17 protein-coding genes are annotated in these 16,763 nt (G+C 70.1%); 16 read left to right on the top strand and 1 reads right to left on the bottom strand.

The window, feature by feature from the left end:
- Window positions 1-182 precede the first annotated feature (182 nt).
- Together Q0967_RS08830 and Q0967_RS08825 are read left to right on the top strand one after the other, a co-directional pair.
- The gene (locus tag Q0967_RS08830) at window positions 183-770 is read left to right on the top strand and encodes a hypothetical protein (protein WP_299449636.1); all 588 of its coding nucleotides are present in this window, start codon (window positions 183-185) and stop codon (window positions 768-770) included.
- 248 nt (window positions 771-1,018) lie between these two features.
- Entirely contained in the window at window positions 1,019-2,707 is a 1,689-nt protein-coding gene (locus Q0967_RS08825; protein WP_299449634.1) for a hypothetical protein, read from the top strand.
- Window positions 2,708-2,886: 179 nt separating this feature from the next.
- Here Q0967_RS08825 and Q0967_RS08820 read toward each other — a convergent pair whose 3' ends face one another.
- On the bottom strand, window positions 2,887-3,225 hold the full coding sequence (locus Q0967_RS08820) for an Lsr2 family protein (RefSeq protein ID WP_299449632.1): 339 nt from the start codon (window positions 3,223-3,225) through the stop codon (window positions 2,887-2,889).
- A gap of 287 nt (window positions 3,226-3,512) precedes the next feature.
- On the opposite strand from Q0967_RS08820, the gene Q0967_RS17425 reads away from it, so the two are divergent.
- The 14 genes from Q0967_RS17425 (at window position 3,513) to Q0967_RS08755 (ending at window position 16,751) form a co-directional block, all read left to right on the top strand.
- On the top strand, window positions 3,513-3,944 hold the full coding sequence (locus tag Q0967_RS17425) for a helix-turn-helix domain-containing protein (protein ID WP_367181618.1): 432 nt from the start codon (window positions 3,513-3,515) through the stop codon (window positions 3,942-3,944).
- 254 nt (window positions 3,945-4,198) lie between these two features.
- Window positions 4,199-4,810: a hypothetical protein gene (locus Q0967_RS08815; RefSeq protein ID WP_299449631.1), complete on the top strand. Its 612-nt coding sequence runs from the start codon at window positions 4,199-4,201 to the stop codon at window positions 4,808-4,810.
- A gap of 227 nt (window positions 4,811-5,037) precedes the next feature.
- Complete coding sequence (locus Q0967_RS08810; protein WP_299449629.1) at window positions 5,038-5,730, top strand: hypothetical protein; 693 nt, start codon at window positions 5,038-5,040, stop codon at window positions 5,728-5,730.
- Window positions 5,731-5,806: 76 nt separating this feature from the next.
- The gene (locus Q0967_RS08805; protein ID WP_299449627.1) at window positions 5,807-6,517 is read left to right on the top strand and encodes an SAF domain-containing protein; all 711 of its coding nucleotides are present in this window, start codon (window positions 5,807-5,809) and stop codon (window positions 6,515-6,517) included.
- 1 nt (window position 6,518) lies between these two features.
- A complete protein-coding gene (locus Q0967_RS08800; RefSeq protein ID WP_299449626.1) occupies window positions 6,519-7,313 on the top strand; it encodes a hypothetical protein in 795 nt (264 codons plus the stop codon).
- Window positions 7,310-8,926 carry a CpaF family protein gene (locus tag Q0967_RS08795; RefSeq protein WP_299449625.1) on the top strand — a complete coding sequence of 539 codons (1,617 nt, stop codon included), beginning with the start codon at window positions 7,310-7,312 and terminating at the stop codon, window positions 8,924-8,926. Before Q0967_RS08800 ends, Q0967_RS08795 begins: the two co-directional genes overlap by 4 nt.
- On the top strand, window positions 8,923-9,780 hold the full coding sequence (locus Q0967_RS08790; RefSeq protein WP_299449624.1) for a type II secretion system F family protein: 858 nt from the start codon (window positions 8,923-8,925) through the stop codon (window positions 9,778-9,780). The genes Q0967_RS08795 and Q0967_RS08790 overlap by 4 nt, the downstream gene beginning before the upstream one ends.
- Window positions 9,777-10,700 (top strand): type II secretion system F family protein, encoded by a 924-nt coding sequence (locus tag Q0967_RS08785; protein ID WP_299449623.1) that lies wholly within the window; start codon window positions 9,777-9,779, stop codon window positions 10,698-10,700. The genes Q0967_RS08790 and Q0967_RS08785 overlap by 4 nt, the downstream gene beginning before the upstream one ends.
- 87 nt (window positions 10,701-10,787) lie before the next feature.
- A complete protein-coding gene (locus Q0967_RS08780; RefSeq protein ID WP_299449622.1) occupies window positions 10,788-10,988 on the top strand; it encodes a hypothetical protein in 201 nt (66 codons plus the stop codon).
- A gap of 80 nt (window positions 10,989-11,068) precedes the next feature.
- Window positions 11,069-11,410 (top strand): TadE/TadG family type IV pilus assembly protein, encoded by a 342-nt coding sequence (locus Q0967_RS08775; protein ID WP_299449621.1) that lies wholly within the window; start codon window positions 11,069-11,071, stop codon window positions 11,408-11,410.
- Window positions 11,407-11,847: a TadE/TadG family type IV pilus assembly protein gene (locus tag Q0967_RS08770; protein WP_299449620.1), complete on the top strand. Its 441-nt coding sequence runs from the start codon at window positions 11,407-11,409 to the stop codon at window positions 11,845-11,847. The genes Q0967_RS08775 and Q0967_RS08770 overlap by 4 nt, the downstream gene beginning before the upstream one ends.
- 19 nt (window positions 11,848-11,866) lie before the next feature.
- Complete coding sequence (locus tag Q0967_RS08765) at window positions 11,867-12,298, top strand: pilus assembly protein (RefSeq protein WP_299449619.1); 432 nt, start codon at window positions 11,867-11,869, stop codon at window positions 12,296-12,298.
- Window positions 12,295-15,642, top strand: coding sequence for a LysM peptidoglycan-binding domain-containing protein (locus Q0967_RS08760; RefSeq protein ID WP_299449617.1), 3,348 nt, complete (start codon window positions 12,295-12,297; stop codon window positions 15,640-15,642). The genes Q0967_RS08765 and Q0967_RS08760 overlap by 4 nt, the downstream gene beginning before the upstream one ends.
- 296 nt (window positions 15,643-15,938) lie before the next feature.
- Window positions 15,939-16,751, top strand: a complete 813-nt coding sequence (locus Q0967_RS08755) for a hypothetical protein (protein ID WP_299449616.1) — start codon at window positions 15,939-15,941, stop codon at window positions 16,749-16,751.
- Window positions 16,752-16,763 lie beyond the last annotated feature (12 nt).

The raw sequence follows: 16,763 nt of genomic DNA, 5'->3' as shown, positions 1-16,763 counted from the left end.
ACCGTCCGCTCCTGCCGCAGGTCGCCCGCTTCGATGACCTGGTGGTCGACGGAGCGTTCCAGTAGTTCGTGCTCGGTAGTCCGGGCACCCGCGCTGCGCTGCATAACGCCCGTCACAACTCCTTCCCGGGCGACGACTGCCGAGCCGAGGAGGATGTCAGACGTCCAACCGACAATGGGGCCATGGACGTTGACCTCACCATCTCCGGCCTCGCAGCTCTAGTGGCACTCGTCTCAGCCTGGTTCGCCAAAGCTAGCGTCAGACAAGCCAAACGATCGGCTGATGCGGCTGAAGCCCAGGTTGTGGGACAGCGCGAGAGCAACATTGCGGCCGCTCAGCCGTACGTGTGGGCTGATGTACGGGCTGACGACACCCAAGGCCACTGGCTGCAACTCATGGTTGGAAACTCCGGCCCCACGGTCGCAGAGAACGTCCGCGTCGTCTTCGACCCACCTTTGCCGTTCGAAGACCGGGTCGACAGTCTGACCGGGACAGCGCTGCAACGAATGCAGACGGGGATGTCGTCGCTTGCGCCCGGGCACAATCTCGCCTGGGTCTTGGGAGCGTCCGCAAACCTTCTAGAGTCGGAAACGGCGCAGGTCCACTCGGTGACCATCGAAGCAGACGGGCCGTTCGGCCCCATCCCGACTCTCGAATATGCGATCAACCTGGCAGACTTTCGCGAGTCGCAGGATCGCCCGGCGGGAACGCTACACAAACTGACGCGGGCGGTCGAGGGCATCACTGCAGAATTGAAGAAGCGTGACTGACTGCCGGCCGACCCGAACGCGGCAGCGGGGGAAAGTTCAAGAACACGAGCGACCGTGCACTCTCGCACTCATCTGCCGCACTGCGCGGCGGCTTTCCCGGTCGCATTATCTCCTGAGTGCCGGACGCTCAGGCCTTCAGTCAGGTTCTCCTTGCGTCCCGGTGAGCCGTTGCGCCCCTCCGCTGGGGCGACCGACACGCACCCCGACACTCGGGCCCGCCTGACGTCTCTGCCTCGTACCGTGGCGTCATGACAGAGGGTGACGACTTCGCCGAATTGCTCAGTTCTTCGAGCGGTGACGCTCGACCAGGCCCACTGTTGCTGCTGCCGGAGGGGGAACGGGTGGTCGTGTTCTTCTTCCCTCTCGAGACCGGTTTCGGGTGGCCCCCGGACCAGCCGGTCCGCCTCCACGAGCGACCACACCCGAGTCTGCTCGACGCGATCAGTCGATTGACGGGCACGGATCGGGAGCCGGAGCAATATCCCGATGCGGTGGTGACCTCCTCACTGCTGTGCCACGAGGTGCCGAGCGACGCGGCTACGGCTGTCCAGTTGACACCGATGATGCATGCCTTCCACCGAGGGTTCCCCCACGCGGGCGATCCACCAAAGACGCCGCCGATACTTGAGACCGCCACCGTCGTGGTTGAAGTTGCGATCCCCTTGATCACCCTGCTTGCGCGGAAAGCGGTGGATGAGGGTCTGCGTGTTGCGGAGCTACCGGATCTACAGGACCCGCCGCCCGAACTGGTGAGCGACGCATTCGACGCGGCGCTCGAAAGCGTCAGACATTTGCAGCGGTCGTACGCCGCCATTACCCGTCGCCCCACAAAGCTCCTTTCCCGGCAACAGCTCCCTCCAGTCACGGTGTACGGCGTGCGAAACATGAACGCACTCGAGCCCGGTGCTACCACGGGTGGAGTCTTCCTCACTAACAGCCGTTTGGAGCGGCTGGCGCCCATGGCGCCACTCCCGCCCGAGCGTCGCCGGCTCATGCTCGATGCGCCAGAGGTGGGCCTCCATGCGATCCCATACATCGACTTGTACAACCAAGCCGACGTGGCGCTGCACATCGACGGAACCCTGCGCGAATGCGCGGTGATGCTGGGCGCCGCGTCTGAGGTGTTCCTCAGCCGGCTCATCCTGACGATGCGCTGGGAGCGGGGGTGGACGCCGGAGAATAGCGCACGGGACTGGCCCGAATCCCTGCTCGCCCGGGTGAGGCGAGAACTGCCCGAGCAGGTTGGTGGGAGCTGGTCGATGGACACAGGCGAGGAGGCTCCCCGGCGGTGGTACCGCGACGTGTATGGGTTGCGTAACCGGGTCGCACACGCTGGCTACGAGCCCAGCTTCGACGAGTGCGTCACGGCACAGGGCGCCCTCAATGAGCTGATCTCCTGGGTCGGAAACCGATTGTGCTCAGGGCAGCGACTCAAAAAATTCCCACGCACAGCTTCTCTCTTTTACCGTGAGCGGTTGGAAGCTCGCATAGACCGCTTGCCGTGGCTTAAGGATCTGTGGCACGACCACAAGGAGGTGCCGTGGTCAATGACATCCTCGGCATGGATCGAGACGCACGATCGTCTAGTCCGGGATGAGGTCGCTCCTCGATCTCCGAACGCGTCCCGCGCCGAACTCGCTTCCCTGTGGATTAGGGGCACCACCCAACCTCGATTGTGGATCCTGACCGACCAGGTAACCGGGTTGGCGTGCGAGGCGGAGGTGGATCAGGCGGTGGTGAAGATTCAGACGGACCGGACCTTTACAAACCACATACCCGAGGGGGTCGTCTATGTCGGGGCCCACGCACGACTCGAGGGCGACGTTCTCAGCCACGGACCTTGGATGGAGGTTTACCACGTCAACCCTGCGCTGGTGGTCATGGTTGACCACTCAGACCTGGACCAACCTTGGCGTGTGACGCCCGCCGCTCGATAAAGGACAACTACGAGGCCGAGATCCGCCGTCTCGGGGTCTCCCTGTATTGCCGCGCTGCGGGTGACATGGCGAATTCTCGATCCCTGGACTGGTTGCCACCGGGGCACTCGTGCCAGTAGTCCCCTGGGGCAAAATTCCTGCCTGGCGGTCTCCTTCCACCGGGGTTGTTGTCCTCGAAATCAGTTGGAAGCGTGGTAGGCGTCCTGGATCTCCTGGGGGATGCGGCCGCGGCTCGACACCTTGTAGCCGTTCTCGTTCGCCCACGCGCGGATCTTCCTCAACTGCTCACGGTCTGTGGGAGCGTTGGCACGGCTGCTAGCCGTCTGGCGACGGCCACCGACACGTCGAGCGGCGTCCGTGTACTTCTGCAAGACGGCGTCGAACTCGTCTGCCTCTTCCTGCGAGAGGTCGATCTCGTACTCGGCTCCGAGGAAGCCGAACTTGACGGTCTGGCCGTCCTCGCCCAGCTCCTTGCCGGTGAGGTCTGAGACAAGGATCGTTCGCACCTTCTGTGCCACAGCAACTCCTACGTGTGGGGGAATGACGTTTGATCGTACGCGCCGAGTAGCTTCCGCGGGTAACAGACTTCTGGACGGGCACATGGGGGGCGCAACCTTCGTGTGTCGCTGCAAGACCGGCGCGCTGGATCTCTAGCGCTGCCTGGAGGTAGGTAGGAGGTAGCGCCGCCGCCTGCTCGCTGTTCCGCGGACACTGAAGGATCCCCAAGAGCCGGTGGGCACGCATCTATATTCGACGTGTGGGTGACTTGAGCGAGACCAATCACTTCCCGTACGCCCGCCCACGTATGGATACGGGTCGCCTACGAGAACTGCGGCTCGGTAAGGGCATGTCGCAGCATGCGCTCTCGCTGAAGGTCGGAGTGCAGGGTGCTGCTGCCATCTCGGCTTGGGAACGAGGCGTCGCAACGCCTCGTCCTAGCACGCTGTTTCAAGTCGCAAAGGTGCTGGGCGTTGATCCGATCGAGCTTCTTGCGGTCGATGGCACAGAGGGCCGAACGCTGCAAGAGTTGCGTGTCGTCCGAGGGATGACTCTCAGAGAACTCGCCAGTGCCGCCAGCACGTCACCGTCGACGTTGCGACGGTGGGAGAGCGGGGACTTCGTCAGAGTGCCAGGCGCGGATGTCGTTCGCGCGCTAGCCCGTGCTCTAGACGTCGCTCCCGCACAGGTCGAAGCGGCGTTGATGAGGGCTCGCGGTGCTACGGGCGAGCGGCCCTGATCTGAGCAGGCGCCGTTTCGGGCGGACTCGGGTAAAGGTTTGGTAAGAACCCTCAGCGGGGCTGGGTCCGGCCTCTAGGCTCGAGATCGCCCAAGGTCTTGAGGGGGTCACCGGTCAGTTTGCTTCACGTTATCCACAGGTTCTGGAAAACGACGGTTGGCCGCCAGGGACTAGCGGTAATGTGCCAACTTGTCGGGGCGTGAGACCCAGACCGCAGATTGGCCGCTTTGGTAGACATGGAAGGAAGCCAAGACATGTCGAGCACCCGGGTGAGACTGGCGAGCCTGGTCGCAGTGGGGATGCTGACCCTCACTGGCTGTTCCGATGCCCCCGGCGATGGCAGCGCCACGCCGGCGCCCAGCACAGCGGCGCCAACCACCGCGGAACCTGTCGCGACGACCGAAGCGCCGGTTGATGACGCGGAGACTGCTAGCGCGTCGCCGGAGCTGTCGGCAGAGGATCAGGACGCGGCCGACATCGAGGAGACGCTGCAGCTCTATACGCGCGCTCTTGACGACGCTTTCAACGGTGACGCGTCCGTGGAGGCGATCTACCCGTTCTCCCGGGACACCGCACGGGAGAAGTGGGTGACGCAGGTGATGGCATCGGAAGCTCAAGGCACGACATCCACAGGGTTGACTGACCTGGAGGTGCTTGACACGTCGGTGGATGCGGACATCGCGAACGTAACCGCCTGCGCGGACGTGTCTGATGTCGAGGTGATGGATGAGAACGGTGACTCCATCGTCCCGGAGAGCCGGCTGGACCGGACGCTCAAGGACTTCGTGCTGGAGCGTGACGACTCGGCCCAGTTGGGCTGGTACGTCGTTGAGGACACGAATCGGAACGAGCCATGCGACGGCTAGGCATATTGTGGACCGTCCTCGTTCTGGTGATGGGGGCAACCCTTACCGTTCGGGCCGATGGGCCCGCACAGGCCGACCCTGAGTGCCGAGAGTTCGACGAGCGTTCCGGTCAGTGCATCATCTACGTTCCGCCGCCGCCGCCGGACTACCCGGCCCCGCCGAGAGACGTCCCTGGGGATCCTGGCGATGGCAGCGGTGGTGAGGAGCCGGTGTGCGCGGACCCGCTGGTGGATCGTGTGGTCCCGTGCATCGTGCACGACTGGTACTGGTCCTATGACTGGGCGTGCTGGACGAAGTACGCGGACCCGCAGCCGCCCTGGAGCGATCCGGCGTGGAGCGGGCGGACTGACGGGGCGATCTTCTGGTGCTCCCGCGGGGTGACCCTGACCGACCCGTTCCCTGCGGACACGATCCCTCGGTGGGCACCGTCCCCGCCGTGGGGTGCGCCTCCGGACCCGGAGGAGCTGGCCCGGGCGGCGGTGGAGTCGATGGGGCTGCGGGCGATCCAGATCGGGATCGTTCCCGAGCAGGGGCCGGGCCGGGTCGGGCTGGTGGGGTTGCCGACGTGGATGTGGGTGCAGGACCTGGGCGGGTCGACGTGGGGGCCGATCACCCGGACCGCGACCAGCGGGCCGTGGTCGGTGACCGCGACAGCTGAGGTGGAGCGGATCGAGTGGGACATGGGGGACGGGACGACGGTGGTCTGCACGACCCCGGGCACCCCGTACGAGGACCGGTTCGGTGACATGGATAGCCCGGACTGCGGCCACCGGTACGAGGCACAGGGGCACTACCCGGTCTCGGCGACCTCGTACTGGGTCATCACCTGGGCCGGCCTGGGTCGGTCGGGAACCATCGAGATGGACCTGGTCCAGGAGGGGCAGATCGTGATGGGGGAGGCCCAGGTGCTGAGCCAGTAGCGCAGGCAACGTCATCGGTTCGGGTGCGGGACAGTGCAAGCACCGCGCCGACCAGCAAGATCGGGGAGAGACGCACATGGCGAAGAAGTTCGACCAGGCCGACGGTCAGGGCGGCACCGGCGGGTCCTTGCCGCCCCACACCGCACCACCCACAGCCGAGCCGACCGCGGTGGCGGCGCCGCCGAAGCTGCGCCGCCGGCCCTTGCTGGCTCTGGCGGGTCTGGGTCTGGTGGTGATGGGGGCCCTGCTGGCGGTGTGGGTCTACCTGTCCAACACCGATGCCACGAGTGCGGTGGCGGTGCGGGAGACGGTGATGCGGGGGGAGACGATCACCGCGGCGGACCTGATGACGGTCCAGGTGACCCCGGACCCGGCCCTGTCGCTGGTGCCGGCCGGCGACCTGGACTCCTTCGTCGGCCAGCGTGCCGCCCGCGACCTGTCCGCCGGTGCGCTGCTGACCCCGGATGCGGCCGCCGAGCAGGTCGTCCCCGGGGCTGGTGAGTCGGTGGTGGGTCTGGCGCTGACGTCCGGGCTGATGCCTGGGGAACCGTTGATGGTGGGGGACCGTGTGCGGGTGGTGGCCACCCCCGGTCAGGCCGGGGACCCGGCGGCGTTCGAGTCCGCGGACACCGTGTTCGGGGCTGAGGTGGTCGGCGTGACTGCTTCGGTGGAGTCGCCGCAGACGGTGGTCTCGGTCCTGGTCCCGGAGCAGGACGCGGCACGGATCGCGCAGTGGGCCTCGGCGGGGCGGGCCGCGCTGGTGCTGGACAGCCGGGAGGGGAACTGAGGTGGCGGTCATCACGCTGACGTCGGCCTCCGGTTCTCCGGGGGTGACGACGACCGCCCTGGGGTGGGCGCTGTCCCGGGGACGGCCCACCGTGCTGGTGGATGCCGACCCCACCGGCGGTGCGTCCATGTTGGCCGGGTACCTGCGCGGGCAGATGGTGCCCCCGGACGTGCTGCTGGAGCTGTGGGCGGCCCAGCAGCAGGGCCGGCTGCGGGCGGCGCTGCCGTCGCTGACCATGTCTCTGCCCGACTCTCAGGTGGGGCTTCTGCCGGGTACCCGGTCGCACGCCCAGGCGCGGGGGCTGGTCGGCCTGTGGGAGCCGTTGCTGGCGGCGCTGAAGGCGTTGGAGGGCACGGGGCAGGACGTGCTCGTCGACGTGGGGCGTCTGGGTCTGGCCGGGTCGCCCACGCCGTTGCTGTACGGGGCGGACCTGGCCCTGGTGGTGTGCCGGGCCGACCTGGTGTCGTTGTCCGCACTGCGGTCGTGGCTGGCCACCCTGCACACCGAGCTCGAGGAGGTCGGTGGGTCGACGTCGCTGGGCGTGGTGATCGTCGGCCCCGGTCGGCCTTACAGCGAGGCCGAGGTCGGCAAGGTCCTGACCCAGGTGTGCGGCGGGCGGTCCCCGGTCCTGGCATCCGTGGACTGGGACCCGAAGGCTGCGGCCGCGTTCTCCGCCGGGGCGCAGGTGCGCCGGCTGGGCTCGAGCAAGCTCGTGGCCAGCCTGCGGCACCTGGACGACGCCGCCCGGAAACGGATCGCGAGCAACACCCGCGATCTGAGTGAGGTGCCCTCGTGAGCATCGAGAACTACGCCGTCCAGCCCGAGGGGACGGCCAGCTCCGACCCGACCGGGCTGCCGCTGTTCACCACCCCGCCCACCACGGAGACTGCCCCCGGGTCGTCCCGTGGCCGTCGACGCGGGGGATTCACCCTGACCCAGGGCACGGGCGAGCATGCCGGTCACCCCTGCGCACGTGGTGCCTCCCAACCAGAGCAGGTTCGGGGCGACAACGTGGTGCCGCTGCAGACCAGGGACGCGGGTCGGTCGGGCCGGCACGGCTGGTCTCGGGGCGGGCTGGCCTGGGAGCTGGTGGCCAGCCTGCGGCAGCAGGCCGCCGACCGCCTGTCCCAGGAAGGTTCCCCCACCGGTGAGGACGACCGGGAGGCCCAGCAGGAGCGGGGTTGGGCGATCATCACCGAGCTGCTGGGACAGGAGGGCACCGAGCGGCTCCGGGCCGGGGAGGATGCCTGGGACACCGAGGAGCAGCACGCCCTGGCCAGGGCCGTCTTCGACGCGGTGTTCGGGCTGGGACGCCTGCAGCCGTTGGTCGATGACCCGCAGGTGGAGAACATCATGATCTTCGGTCACGACCAGGTCACCGTGGAGCTCACCGGGGGCCGGCAGGTCATGGCGGCACCGGTGGCCGACTCCGACCAGGAGCTGGTGGACTTCCTGGCTTTCGTGGCCTCCCGCTCGGAGGTGAACGCCCGCCCGTTCTCCCCGTCCCATCCCGAGCTGCACCTGCGCCTCGACGGTGGTGCCCGTCTGGCGGCGCAGGCGTGGGTGACGCCGCGGCCGCAGGTGGTGGTCCGTCGGCACCGGTTGACCCAGGTGTCCCTGGAGGACCTGGTCGACCTGGGGGCGCTGACCCCGGTCGCGGCCTCGTTCCTGGCCGCGGTGGTCCGCTCGGGCCGTTCGGTCGTGGTCTCCGGCGCCCAGGGCGCGGGCAAGACCACGATGGTGCGGGCGTTGTGCAACGAGATCCCCCGGTATGAGGTCATCGGCACCTTCGAGACCGAGCACGAGCTGCACCTGCACCAGATGCCCGAACGGCACCCGTACGTGTTCGCCTGGGAGGCCCGGCCCGGTTCGGGTGAGGTCGGCCCGGACGGGTCACGGGCGGGGGAGTACACGCTGGACCAGGCGCTGCACGGCAGCTTCCGGATGAACCTGAACCGGCAGATCGTCGGTGAGGTCCGCGGACCGGAGGCAGCGGCGATGCTCAAGGCCATGCAGTCGGGGTCGGGGTCGATCTCCACCACGCACGCGGCCCACGCGGTCGGGGCGGTGGAGAAGCTGGTGACCTGCGTCATGGAGTCGGGGCAGCACGCGACCCATGAGTTCGCCCTGCGTGCGGTCGCCTCCGGTGTCGACGTCGTCGTCCACGTCACCAAGGAGACCCTGCCGGCCGACGACGGAACCGCGCAGGTGTCCCGGTTCGTCTCGGAGATCATCGCCGTCGCGCTGGGGGAGGAGCAGACCGGGTACGCGGTCACGCACGTGTTCAAGACCGACCCCGGGTCGGCGACCGCCCGTCCGCACGTCCTGCCCGACGACTACCGCGACCTGGCCCGGTTCGGTTTCGACCTGGCCGGGTTCACCGACGCACAGGAAGGGACCGGGGCATGAACACCCTGCTCGTCGCTGTCGCCGGCGCCCTGGTCGCCGGTGGCCTGCTCTCCATCGTCGCTGGGCTGCTGCGACGGCCGGTCCCGCCGGCCCGGCCACGCCGGGCCAGCACCCGGCGTCCCCGGCTGAGCCCACACACCCGGATGCTGGCAGGCATCGGCCTGGGCATCGGCGCTCTGGTCGCGGTGCTGACCGGGTGGGTGATCGCCCTGGCCGTCGCCCCGCTGGCCCTGACCGGGATCCCGGTGTTGCTGGCCGCGCCCCCTGCGCAGCGGGAGGTGCAACGGTTGGAGGCGATGGAGGAGTGGGTGCGCACCGTGGCGGGCACCCTGGGGGCAGGGGTCGGGCTGGAGCAGGCGCTGCTGCGGTCCCTGCGCTCCACCCCGGAGCCGATCAAACCGGAGGTGACCCGCCTGGCAGGCCGGCTTCGGGCACGGTGGGCCACCGAGGACGCGCTGCGGGCCTTCGCCGACGACCTGGACGACCCGACCGGGGACCTGGTCGCCGCCAACCTGTCCCTGGGGGCCCGCCGCCGCGGCGGCGGCCTGGCCACCGTGCTGGGTGCGCTGGCGCAGTCCGTGGGTGAGGACGTGCGCGCCCGGCGCGAGATCGAGTCCGACCGGGCCAAGCCGCGCAGCAACGCGCGCCTGATCACCGGCATCACCCTGTCGGTGCTGGTCTTCCTGTCCCTGTCCGGGAGCTACATCGCTCCCTACGGGACCCCGGTCGGGCAGGTGCTGCTGGGCACCTTCCTGGCCCTGTACGTCGGGATGCTGATCTGGCTGCGCACGATGGCCCGCGGCAAGCCGATGCCGCGCTTCATCGGCACCTCCGTGCGGGAGCGTGCGGCATGAGCGTCCTGCAGCTGCTGCTGGCCGCCGGCGGGCTCGTCGGGGCCGGGCTGGCCCTGCTGCTGTTCCAGCTGGTCCCGTCCCACCCCGACCTGGGGCAGGCGCTGGCCCGGCTCTCCCCGGCCGGTGCCCGGGAGGCCCAGAGCGCGGCCCTGGCCCAACCCCAGGTCAAGGGGGCCGGTGCGGACCGCGACGTGCGCGATGTGCTCGGTGCCTGGGGTGCCCGGCACCTGCCGGCCAGCCTGTGGGGCAAGGTGGCACCGGCCGACCTGGCCGTGCTGGGGATGACCCCAGCGCGGTTCTACGGCGAGAAGATCCTGTACGCCTTCATCGGCCTGGTCGCCGGCCCCGTCCTGTCCGCCGCGGTCATGTTCTCCTTCTCCATCCCGGTGTACGTCCCGGTCCTGGCCACCCTCGTGCTGACCGTGGTGCTGTGGTTCGTCCCGACCTACAACGTGGCCAGCGACGCCCGCGACGCCCGGGTCGAGTTCGCCCGTTCCCTGGGCGCGTTCGTCGACCTGGTCGCCCTGGAGATGGCCTCCGGGTCAGGCCCGCGGCAGTCGATGGAGGCCGCGGCCGCGGTCGGGGACTCCTGGGTGTTCCGCCGGATGCGGGAGGAGCTGGCACGCACCCGCTGGTCCGGGGTCACCCCCTGGGACGCGCTGCGGCACCTGGGCAACGAGATCGACATGCCAGACCTGCACGAGCTGGCCGACATCATGCGCCTGGCCGGTGAGGACGGTGGACGGGTCTACCCCCAGCTGAAGGCCCGGGCAGCCAGCATGCGCTCGGCGATCCTGTCCGCGCAGAAGACCCGCGCCAACGAGGTCAGCGAACGCATGACCCTGCCGATGACCCTGCTCGGAATGATCTTCCTGCTCATCCTCATCACCCCCCAGCTCCTGCGCATGGTGGGGAGCTGACCGACACGAGCCCAACGAGAACCCGCCGCCAGGACACCCACCCAACGAACTCGAGAACCATCCGCACCATCACGAAGGGGAGAACCCATGAAGAAGTGCACTCTCAAGCTCAGCGCCCAGGTCGCGGCCTACCCGCAGCGCCTGCGTCAGGAGATCATCGCCCGCGGTGAGCGGGGGTCGATCTCGGTGGAGACCGTCGTCATCGCCCTGGGCCTGTTCGCCCTGGCCACCGTCATCGTCGGCCTGCTGACCGCCTGGGCCACCGGCAAGCTGGGTGGCCTGAGCTGATGACCCACCGACTCGGCCTGCGGCACCGGGGCGTGGCGCGTGTTCTGCGTGCCACGCCCCGGGACCGTGGTTCGAGCTCGGTGGAGGTCGTCGTCCTGCTTCCGCTGGTGTTCCTGCTGCTGTTCGCGATGGTGCAGGGCGGCCTGTGGTTCCACGCCCGCGCGGTCGCCCTGGGCGCGGCCACCGAGGGTGCCCGCGTCGCCGCCGCGGAGAGCTCCTCGGCAGGTGCCGGGATCTCCGCAGCCACCTCGTTCATCGCCGACGCCGGTAGCGGCGTGATGCTCGACCCCGCCGTCACCGGATCACGGTCGGCCACGACCGCGACAGTGACCGTCACCGGCCAGGCTCAGAGCCTCGTGCCTTTCCTGAACCCGTCGGTCGCCCAATCGGCCAGCTTCCCGACCGAGAGGATCACCGGATGATCCGCGCGCGCAGGGCCGGGTCCGACAGGGGATCGGTGTCCGTGGAGCTGGTGATCCTGGGCCCGGTCCTGCTGTTCTTCGTCCTGGCCATCTTCTTCGCCGGCCGGTACGCACTGGCCCAGCAGTCCGTCCAGGCCGCGGCCGCCGAGGCAGCCCGGGCCGCCTCGATCGCCCGCTCAGCCGGGGAGGCGTCCGGTTCTGCGACCGGGGCAGCGTCGGCGTCGTTGGCCAACCAGGACGTGAGCTGTCTCACCCGGTCGGTGTCGGTGGACACCAGCGCCTTCGCGCAGGACCCCGGCACACCAGGGCTGGTCACCGCGACCGTGTCGTGCCAGGTCGACATGTCCGACCTGGCGTTCCCCGGTATCCCTGGCAACCGCACCCTGGAGGCGACCATGTCGTCCCCGATCGACACCTACCGCTCGAGGCAGGGGTGAGGCCGCGATGACCACGGGCATGAGACAGTCCCTGCGGGAGCGTGCCGAGCGCGGGTCGGTGGGGGTGTTCGTCATCGTCATCGCGGCCTCGTTCCTGATCATGGTCGGCCTCGCGGTGGACGTCTCCGGGCACCTGCACGCCATGCAGGAGGCCCGCGCGACCGCCCGGGAGGCCGCCCGCGTCGGGGGCCAGCAGGTGCAGACGCCCACCGGGGTCCGCGGCCTCGGGGCGGTGGCCGACCCCGGCCAGGCCGCGGCGGCCGCGCAGGCGTACCTGGCCAGCGCCGGAGTCGCCGGTTCTGCGTCCGTGACCGGCCCGGCCAGCATCAGCGTCGACGTCACCTCGGTCTACCCGACCAAGTTCCTGTCGATCGTCGGCGTGCCCAGCCTGAGTGCCACCGGCACGGCGCAGGCGCGGATCACCCGGTCCGTGGGAGGAGTGGAGCAATGAGAGTCCGTCAACGCCTTCTCGGCCTGGGCGCGCTGGTCGTCCTGGCCGGCATCCTGGTGGGCCTGCCCGCACTGTTGCTGACCCTGGGCGGGAATCCGCTGCCGGAGACCCTCCCCAGCCTGGAGGAGGTCCGCGACGCCCTGCTGACGCCCGACGACGGCACCCTGGCCCTGACCGGGGCCAAGCTGCTCGGCTGGGTGGTCTGGGCCGCCCTGAGCCTCAGCATCGTCGTCGAGGCCGTCTCGGCGCTGCGCGGCGTCCGGCCTCCGAGGCTGCCTGCACTGTCCCTGCCCCAGTCCGGCATGCGGCCCCTGGTCGTGGCCGCGCTGGCCCTGTTCATCGCCGCCCCCGGCGGGACCGTTCCCGCGGCCACGGCGGCCCCCGCCCCGGTGACCGCCTCTGCCCCGGTGACAGCCGGGGCCGGCACGGCCCCCGCCCCGGTCACGGCGACCCCTGCAACCACCACCGAGCAGGAGCCCAAGCACTCCTACGTGGTGCGCCCTGGGGACACGCTCTGGTCCATCGCTGACCAGCACCTGGGGTCCGGGCACGACTACCACCGCATCGTCGACCTCAACCCCGAGCAGCTGGCCGGTGGCGCCGACTGGGTCACCCCCGGCATGGTGCTGCAGCTCCCCGCGACCGGGGCCGGGACCGGCACCGGCGAGCAGGTCGGCCAGGAGCAGGACGTGGTGGTGCAGACCGGTGACACCCTCAGCGGCCTGGCCGCCGAGCACCTGGGGCAGGCCGACCGGTGGCCAGAGATCTACGAGGCCTCCACCGGCACCGTCCAGCCGGACGGGCGACGCCTGAGCGACCCCAACCTGATCTATCCCGGCTGGCGCCTGGACCTGCCCGACTCGGCCGGGGGCCAGGAACGGCCGGCGTCGACCACGGAGGGTGCACGGGTGGGCGCGGACGTCGGCACCGCACTGGGGGCCCAGCCAGACACCCCCAACTACGCAGCCGCGCCGAAGCAGCCAGGTGCGGTGAGCCCGGCAGGTGGCGCGGCCGCCCGGTCAGGTATCACCCTGGGTGCCGCCGTGGGCGCCACCTCCACCGTCGACAGCACCGCGCAGGCCGGACCCGACACCGGTGGAGACGTCGGTCGCGGCGTCGGTGGGGACGCTGCCGGGAGCGGCAGAGACGCTGCTGGAGACGGCAGAGACGCTGGGGGAGACGGCAGAGACGCTGCCGGAGACGTTGAGGAAGACACCCCTCCGGCGTGGCTGCTGGAGGGCATCGTCGGGTCCGGGGCCCTGCTGGGAGGGGCGCTGTTCCTCGCGCTCACCTTGCGCCGCCGTTCCCGGTTCCGGACCCGCCGCCCAGGACGTGCCCTCGCCTCACCCGACCCGGTCCTGGTCCCCGTGGAGAAGACGATCCAGACCCGCGGCCGGTCGGCGGCTCCCACCCTGGAACAGCTGGACCAGGCCCTGCGCCGCCTCGGTGGGACGTGCGCCGTGACCGGGTCCCCCGTCCCGGCCGTGGCGGCCGTGCAGCTGGCCAGAGACGGCCTGTGGCTGCACCTGTGGCAACCGGCCGACCTGGGAGCCCCGTGGAAAGACACCGGGGACGGGCAGCACTGGTTCCTGCCCGCTGGCACTCCGGTGGAGCAGATCGGCCCGCTGGAGCAGGATGCTCCTGCACCGTTCCCGCTGCTGGTCTCCATCGGCGCCGGGGACGACGGGTCGGCGTGGCTGCTGAACATGGAGGACCTGGAGGTGGCCCTGACCGGGCAGCCCGAGTACGTGGACGACCTGGCCCGCTACCTGGCTGCGGAGGTCGCGGTGAACCCCTGGTCGGCCGGGGTCCGGCTGGACTGCGTCGGCATCGCCTCCGAGGTCGCCCCGATGAACCCGGCCCGGGTGCGCGTCGCGGACGTCGGCGCCGTCGAGGACCTGGTCGCCGAGGTCGTCGGCGTGATCGACCGGGTGGGGGAGCAGGGCGTGCCCACCGCTCGGGTCCGCCAGGACGGCGAGGACACCTGGCCGGCCCGGCTGGTCCTGCTCAGCACCGACGGTGCGGCGCCTGCGGCCACCGACCAGCTGCGCCAGCTGCTGGCCCAGCACGCCGGGAGCACGGGCGCCTCAGTGGTCGTCCACGGCGGTGCCCCCACCGCCACCGCGATGCACATCGAAGCCACCGCAGACGGTCGGGTCCGTGTGCCCGCAGCGGGGCTGGACCTGGTCGGTGTGGGCCTGACCGCCGACGAGGCGGCCGGGTGCGCGGCGCTGCTGGCCCAGTCGCACGCCGAGGCCGACGTGCCGATGCCGGCAGCCACTCCTGACAGCGACGAGCACCAGGAGGACTGGCGGGGCTGGACCGACCAGGCCGGCGCCATCCGCCCTGAGCACAGCGCCGGGCGGGACGCGGCCCTCGACCAGGACCTGGCGACGCTATTACCCCAGAGGGACGAGGTCTACGAGCAGGAGGCAGCCACCACCGCAGAGGACCTCCCGAGACTGGCCCCCCGGGTGGAGCCCGACGTCGCCCGGCAGGTGCTGCAGGCCGACCCCACCCTGGATGCCGACCTGGCCGCATGGTGGGACCCGGACGTCCGCGTCCCCCGACTCAGCCTGCTGGGCCCGGTCCAGGCCAAGACGTGGGGCAAACCGTTGGCCGAGCGCAAGGGGTACATGACCGAGCTGCTGGCCTACCTGGCGCTGCACCCACGAGGGGTCACCACCGTGCAGACGGCCGAGGCGTTCGGGATCACCGAGACCAGGACCCGCGACTACATCGGCCGCTGCCGTGACTGGCTCGGCACCGACCCGGTCACCGGCGAGCTGTACATCCCGCACGTCCAGGACGCCCCCGCCACCCGCGAACGTGGCGTGAACGTCTACCAGGTGCTCGGCCTGCTGGTCGACGTCGACCTCTTCCGCCGGCTCCGTACCCGGGCCACCGCCCGCGGCGGCGTCGAGGGCATCGAGGACCTCAAGGCTGCGCTGCGCCTGGTCCAGGGACGCCCCTTCGACCAGCTTCGCCGCGGCGGCTGGGCCTGGCTGTTCGAGGGGGACCGGCTCGACCACCACATGACCTGCGCGGTGGTCGACGTCGCCCACATCGTCGCCACCCACGACCTGCAGACCGGCGACCTGGCCGGGGCACGGGCGGCCGCGGAGATCGCCTTCCTCGCCGCCCCGGACGAGGAGATCCCCACGCTCGACCTGGTCGCGGTCACCGCACGGGAGGGCAACACGGCCGAAGCGGTCCGCCTGCTGCAGACCGACATCTGCAACCGCACCGACGACCCCGACCTCCCACCGGGCGACCTTCCCGAACGCACCCAGCGGATCCTCGACCGCCACGGCTGGCTGGAGGACCGCAAGAAAGCCGTCTGACCCAGCGGCACCACAGGCAGCAACCCCCACGCAACTCTCCCCGGGGTCTCCCCCCTCGCGTGGGGGTTGCTCTATGCCCCGGAGTGAGGATCCGGGCACGTCGGGGGTCGGGGTGCGGGCCGTTGGCAAGGGGTCCGCACGGACTTTTCCGGAGACGTCCGGAGACGCGGTCTGACCTGCGGTTTCACAGCGTCTCCCCTCTGGCGCACCGGCCAGGTCGGGCCTAGCAGAGACGGAACCGGGAGCGTTGTTTGGCGACCTTTCTCGTCGTGATCGCACGACGAGAGGAGCTCGAGGTGAGCCTGGCGACGCAGCTTGGTCTGGAGCAGCCGCACGGGGACCTGCTGGTGTCCGCGTGTGCCCGATGGAAGGAGTGGCAGTGCACGCACCCGGTGCTGGGCGTCTGTGACGACCTCCTCGACCTACCGGGGTGGGTCAGGCTGGCGACCCCGGATGAGGCGAACGAGGTTCTGCTGGCGTTGGCCGAGCTGGGGGCGGCGGACGGTGGGGACGACCCGGCGGCGACGGCTGCGTTGCTGTGGCTGCTTCTTCCGGGCGCGGTGGGGGTCGCCCATGCCTTGATGCGGTTGAGCGAACGGATCGACGAGATCGTGGCCGCGCAGCTGTGGATCAGTGCCCGCACCGTCAGCTGGGCCAAAGGCATCTGGGTCGCCGCGACGGTCCTGATGAACACGCGTCGGGAGGTGATGACCGACCTGGGGTTGTCGATGGATCCGCGCGCGGCCCGCGCCGAGGTCCCGTCGGCAGATCCCGAACTGCTCATGGCACTTGGTGTCGGCGCGCGCCCGGTCGGTACGTGCGTACCGCAGGGTGCTGCGGCAGCCGACATCGGCGCGCTGCACGAGCTCCTCGAGGACGCCACCGGCGCCGGCGTGGTGGACGAGGACGACTGTCACCTGCTGCTGCGCCTGGCCGAGCACGCCGACACTCGCCGCGGCGGCCGCGGCCGAGGCGGCCTGTTCGCCCGATCGAGTGCTGCCGGCGTGGCCAGTGAATGGAGCGTGTCCCGAGCGACCGTCACCCGCCGGGCCGAGCGGGCGCTGCGGGCACTGCAGGACACCTACGCCAGAACAGTTCGCTCGGCGTGAGACCCAGAACCT

The organism is uncultured Serinicoccus sp., assembly GCF_947500995.1.
GTDB lineage: Bacteria > Actinomycetota > Actinomycetes > Actinomycetales > Dermatophilaceae > Ornithinicoccus.
Note: the sequence above shows the minus strand (reverse complement) of the source record. Positions and strands in the feature narration are given on the sequence as shown.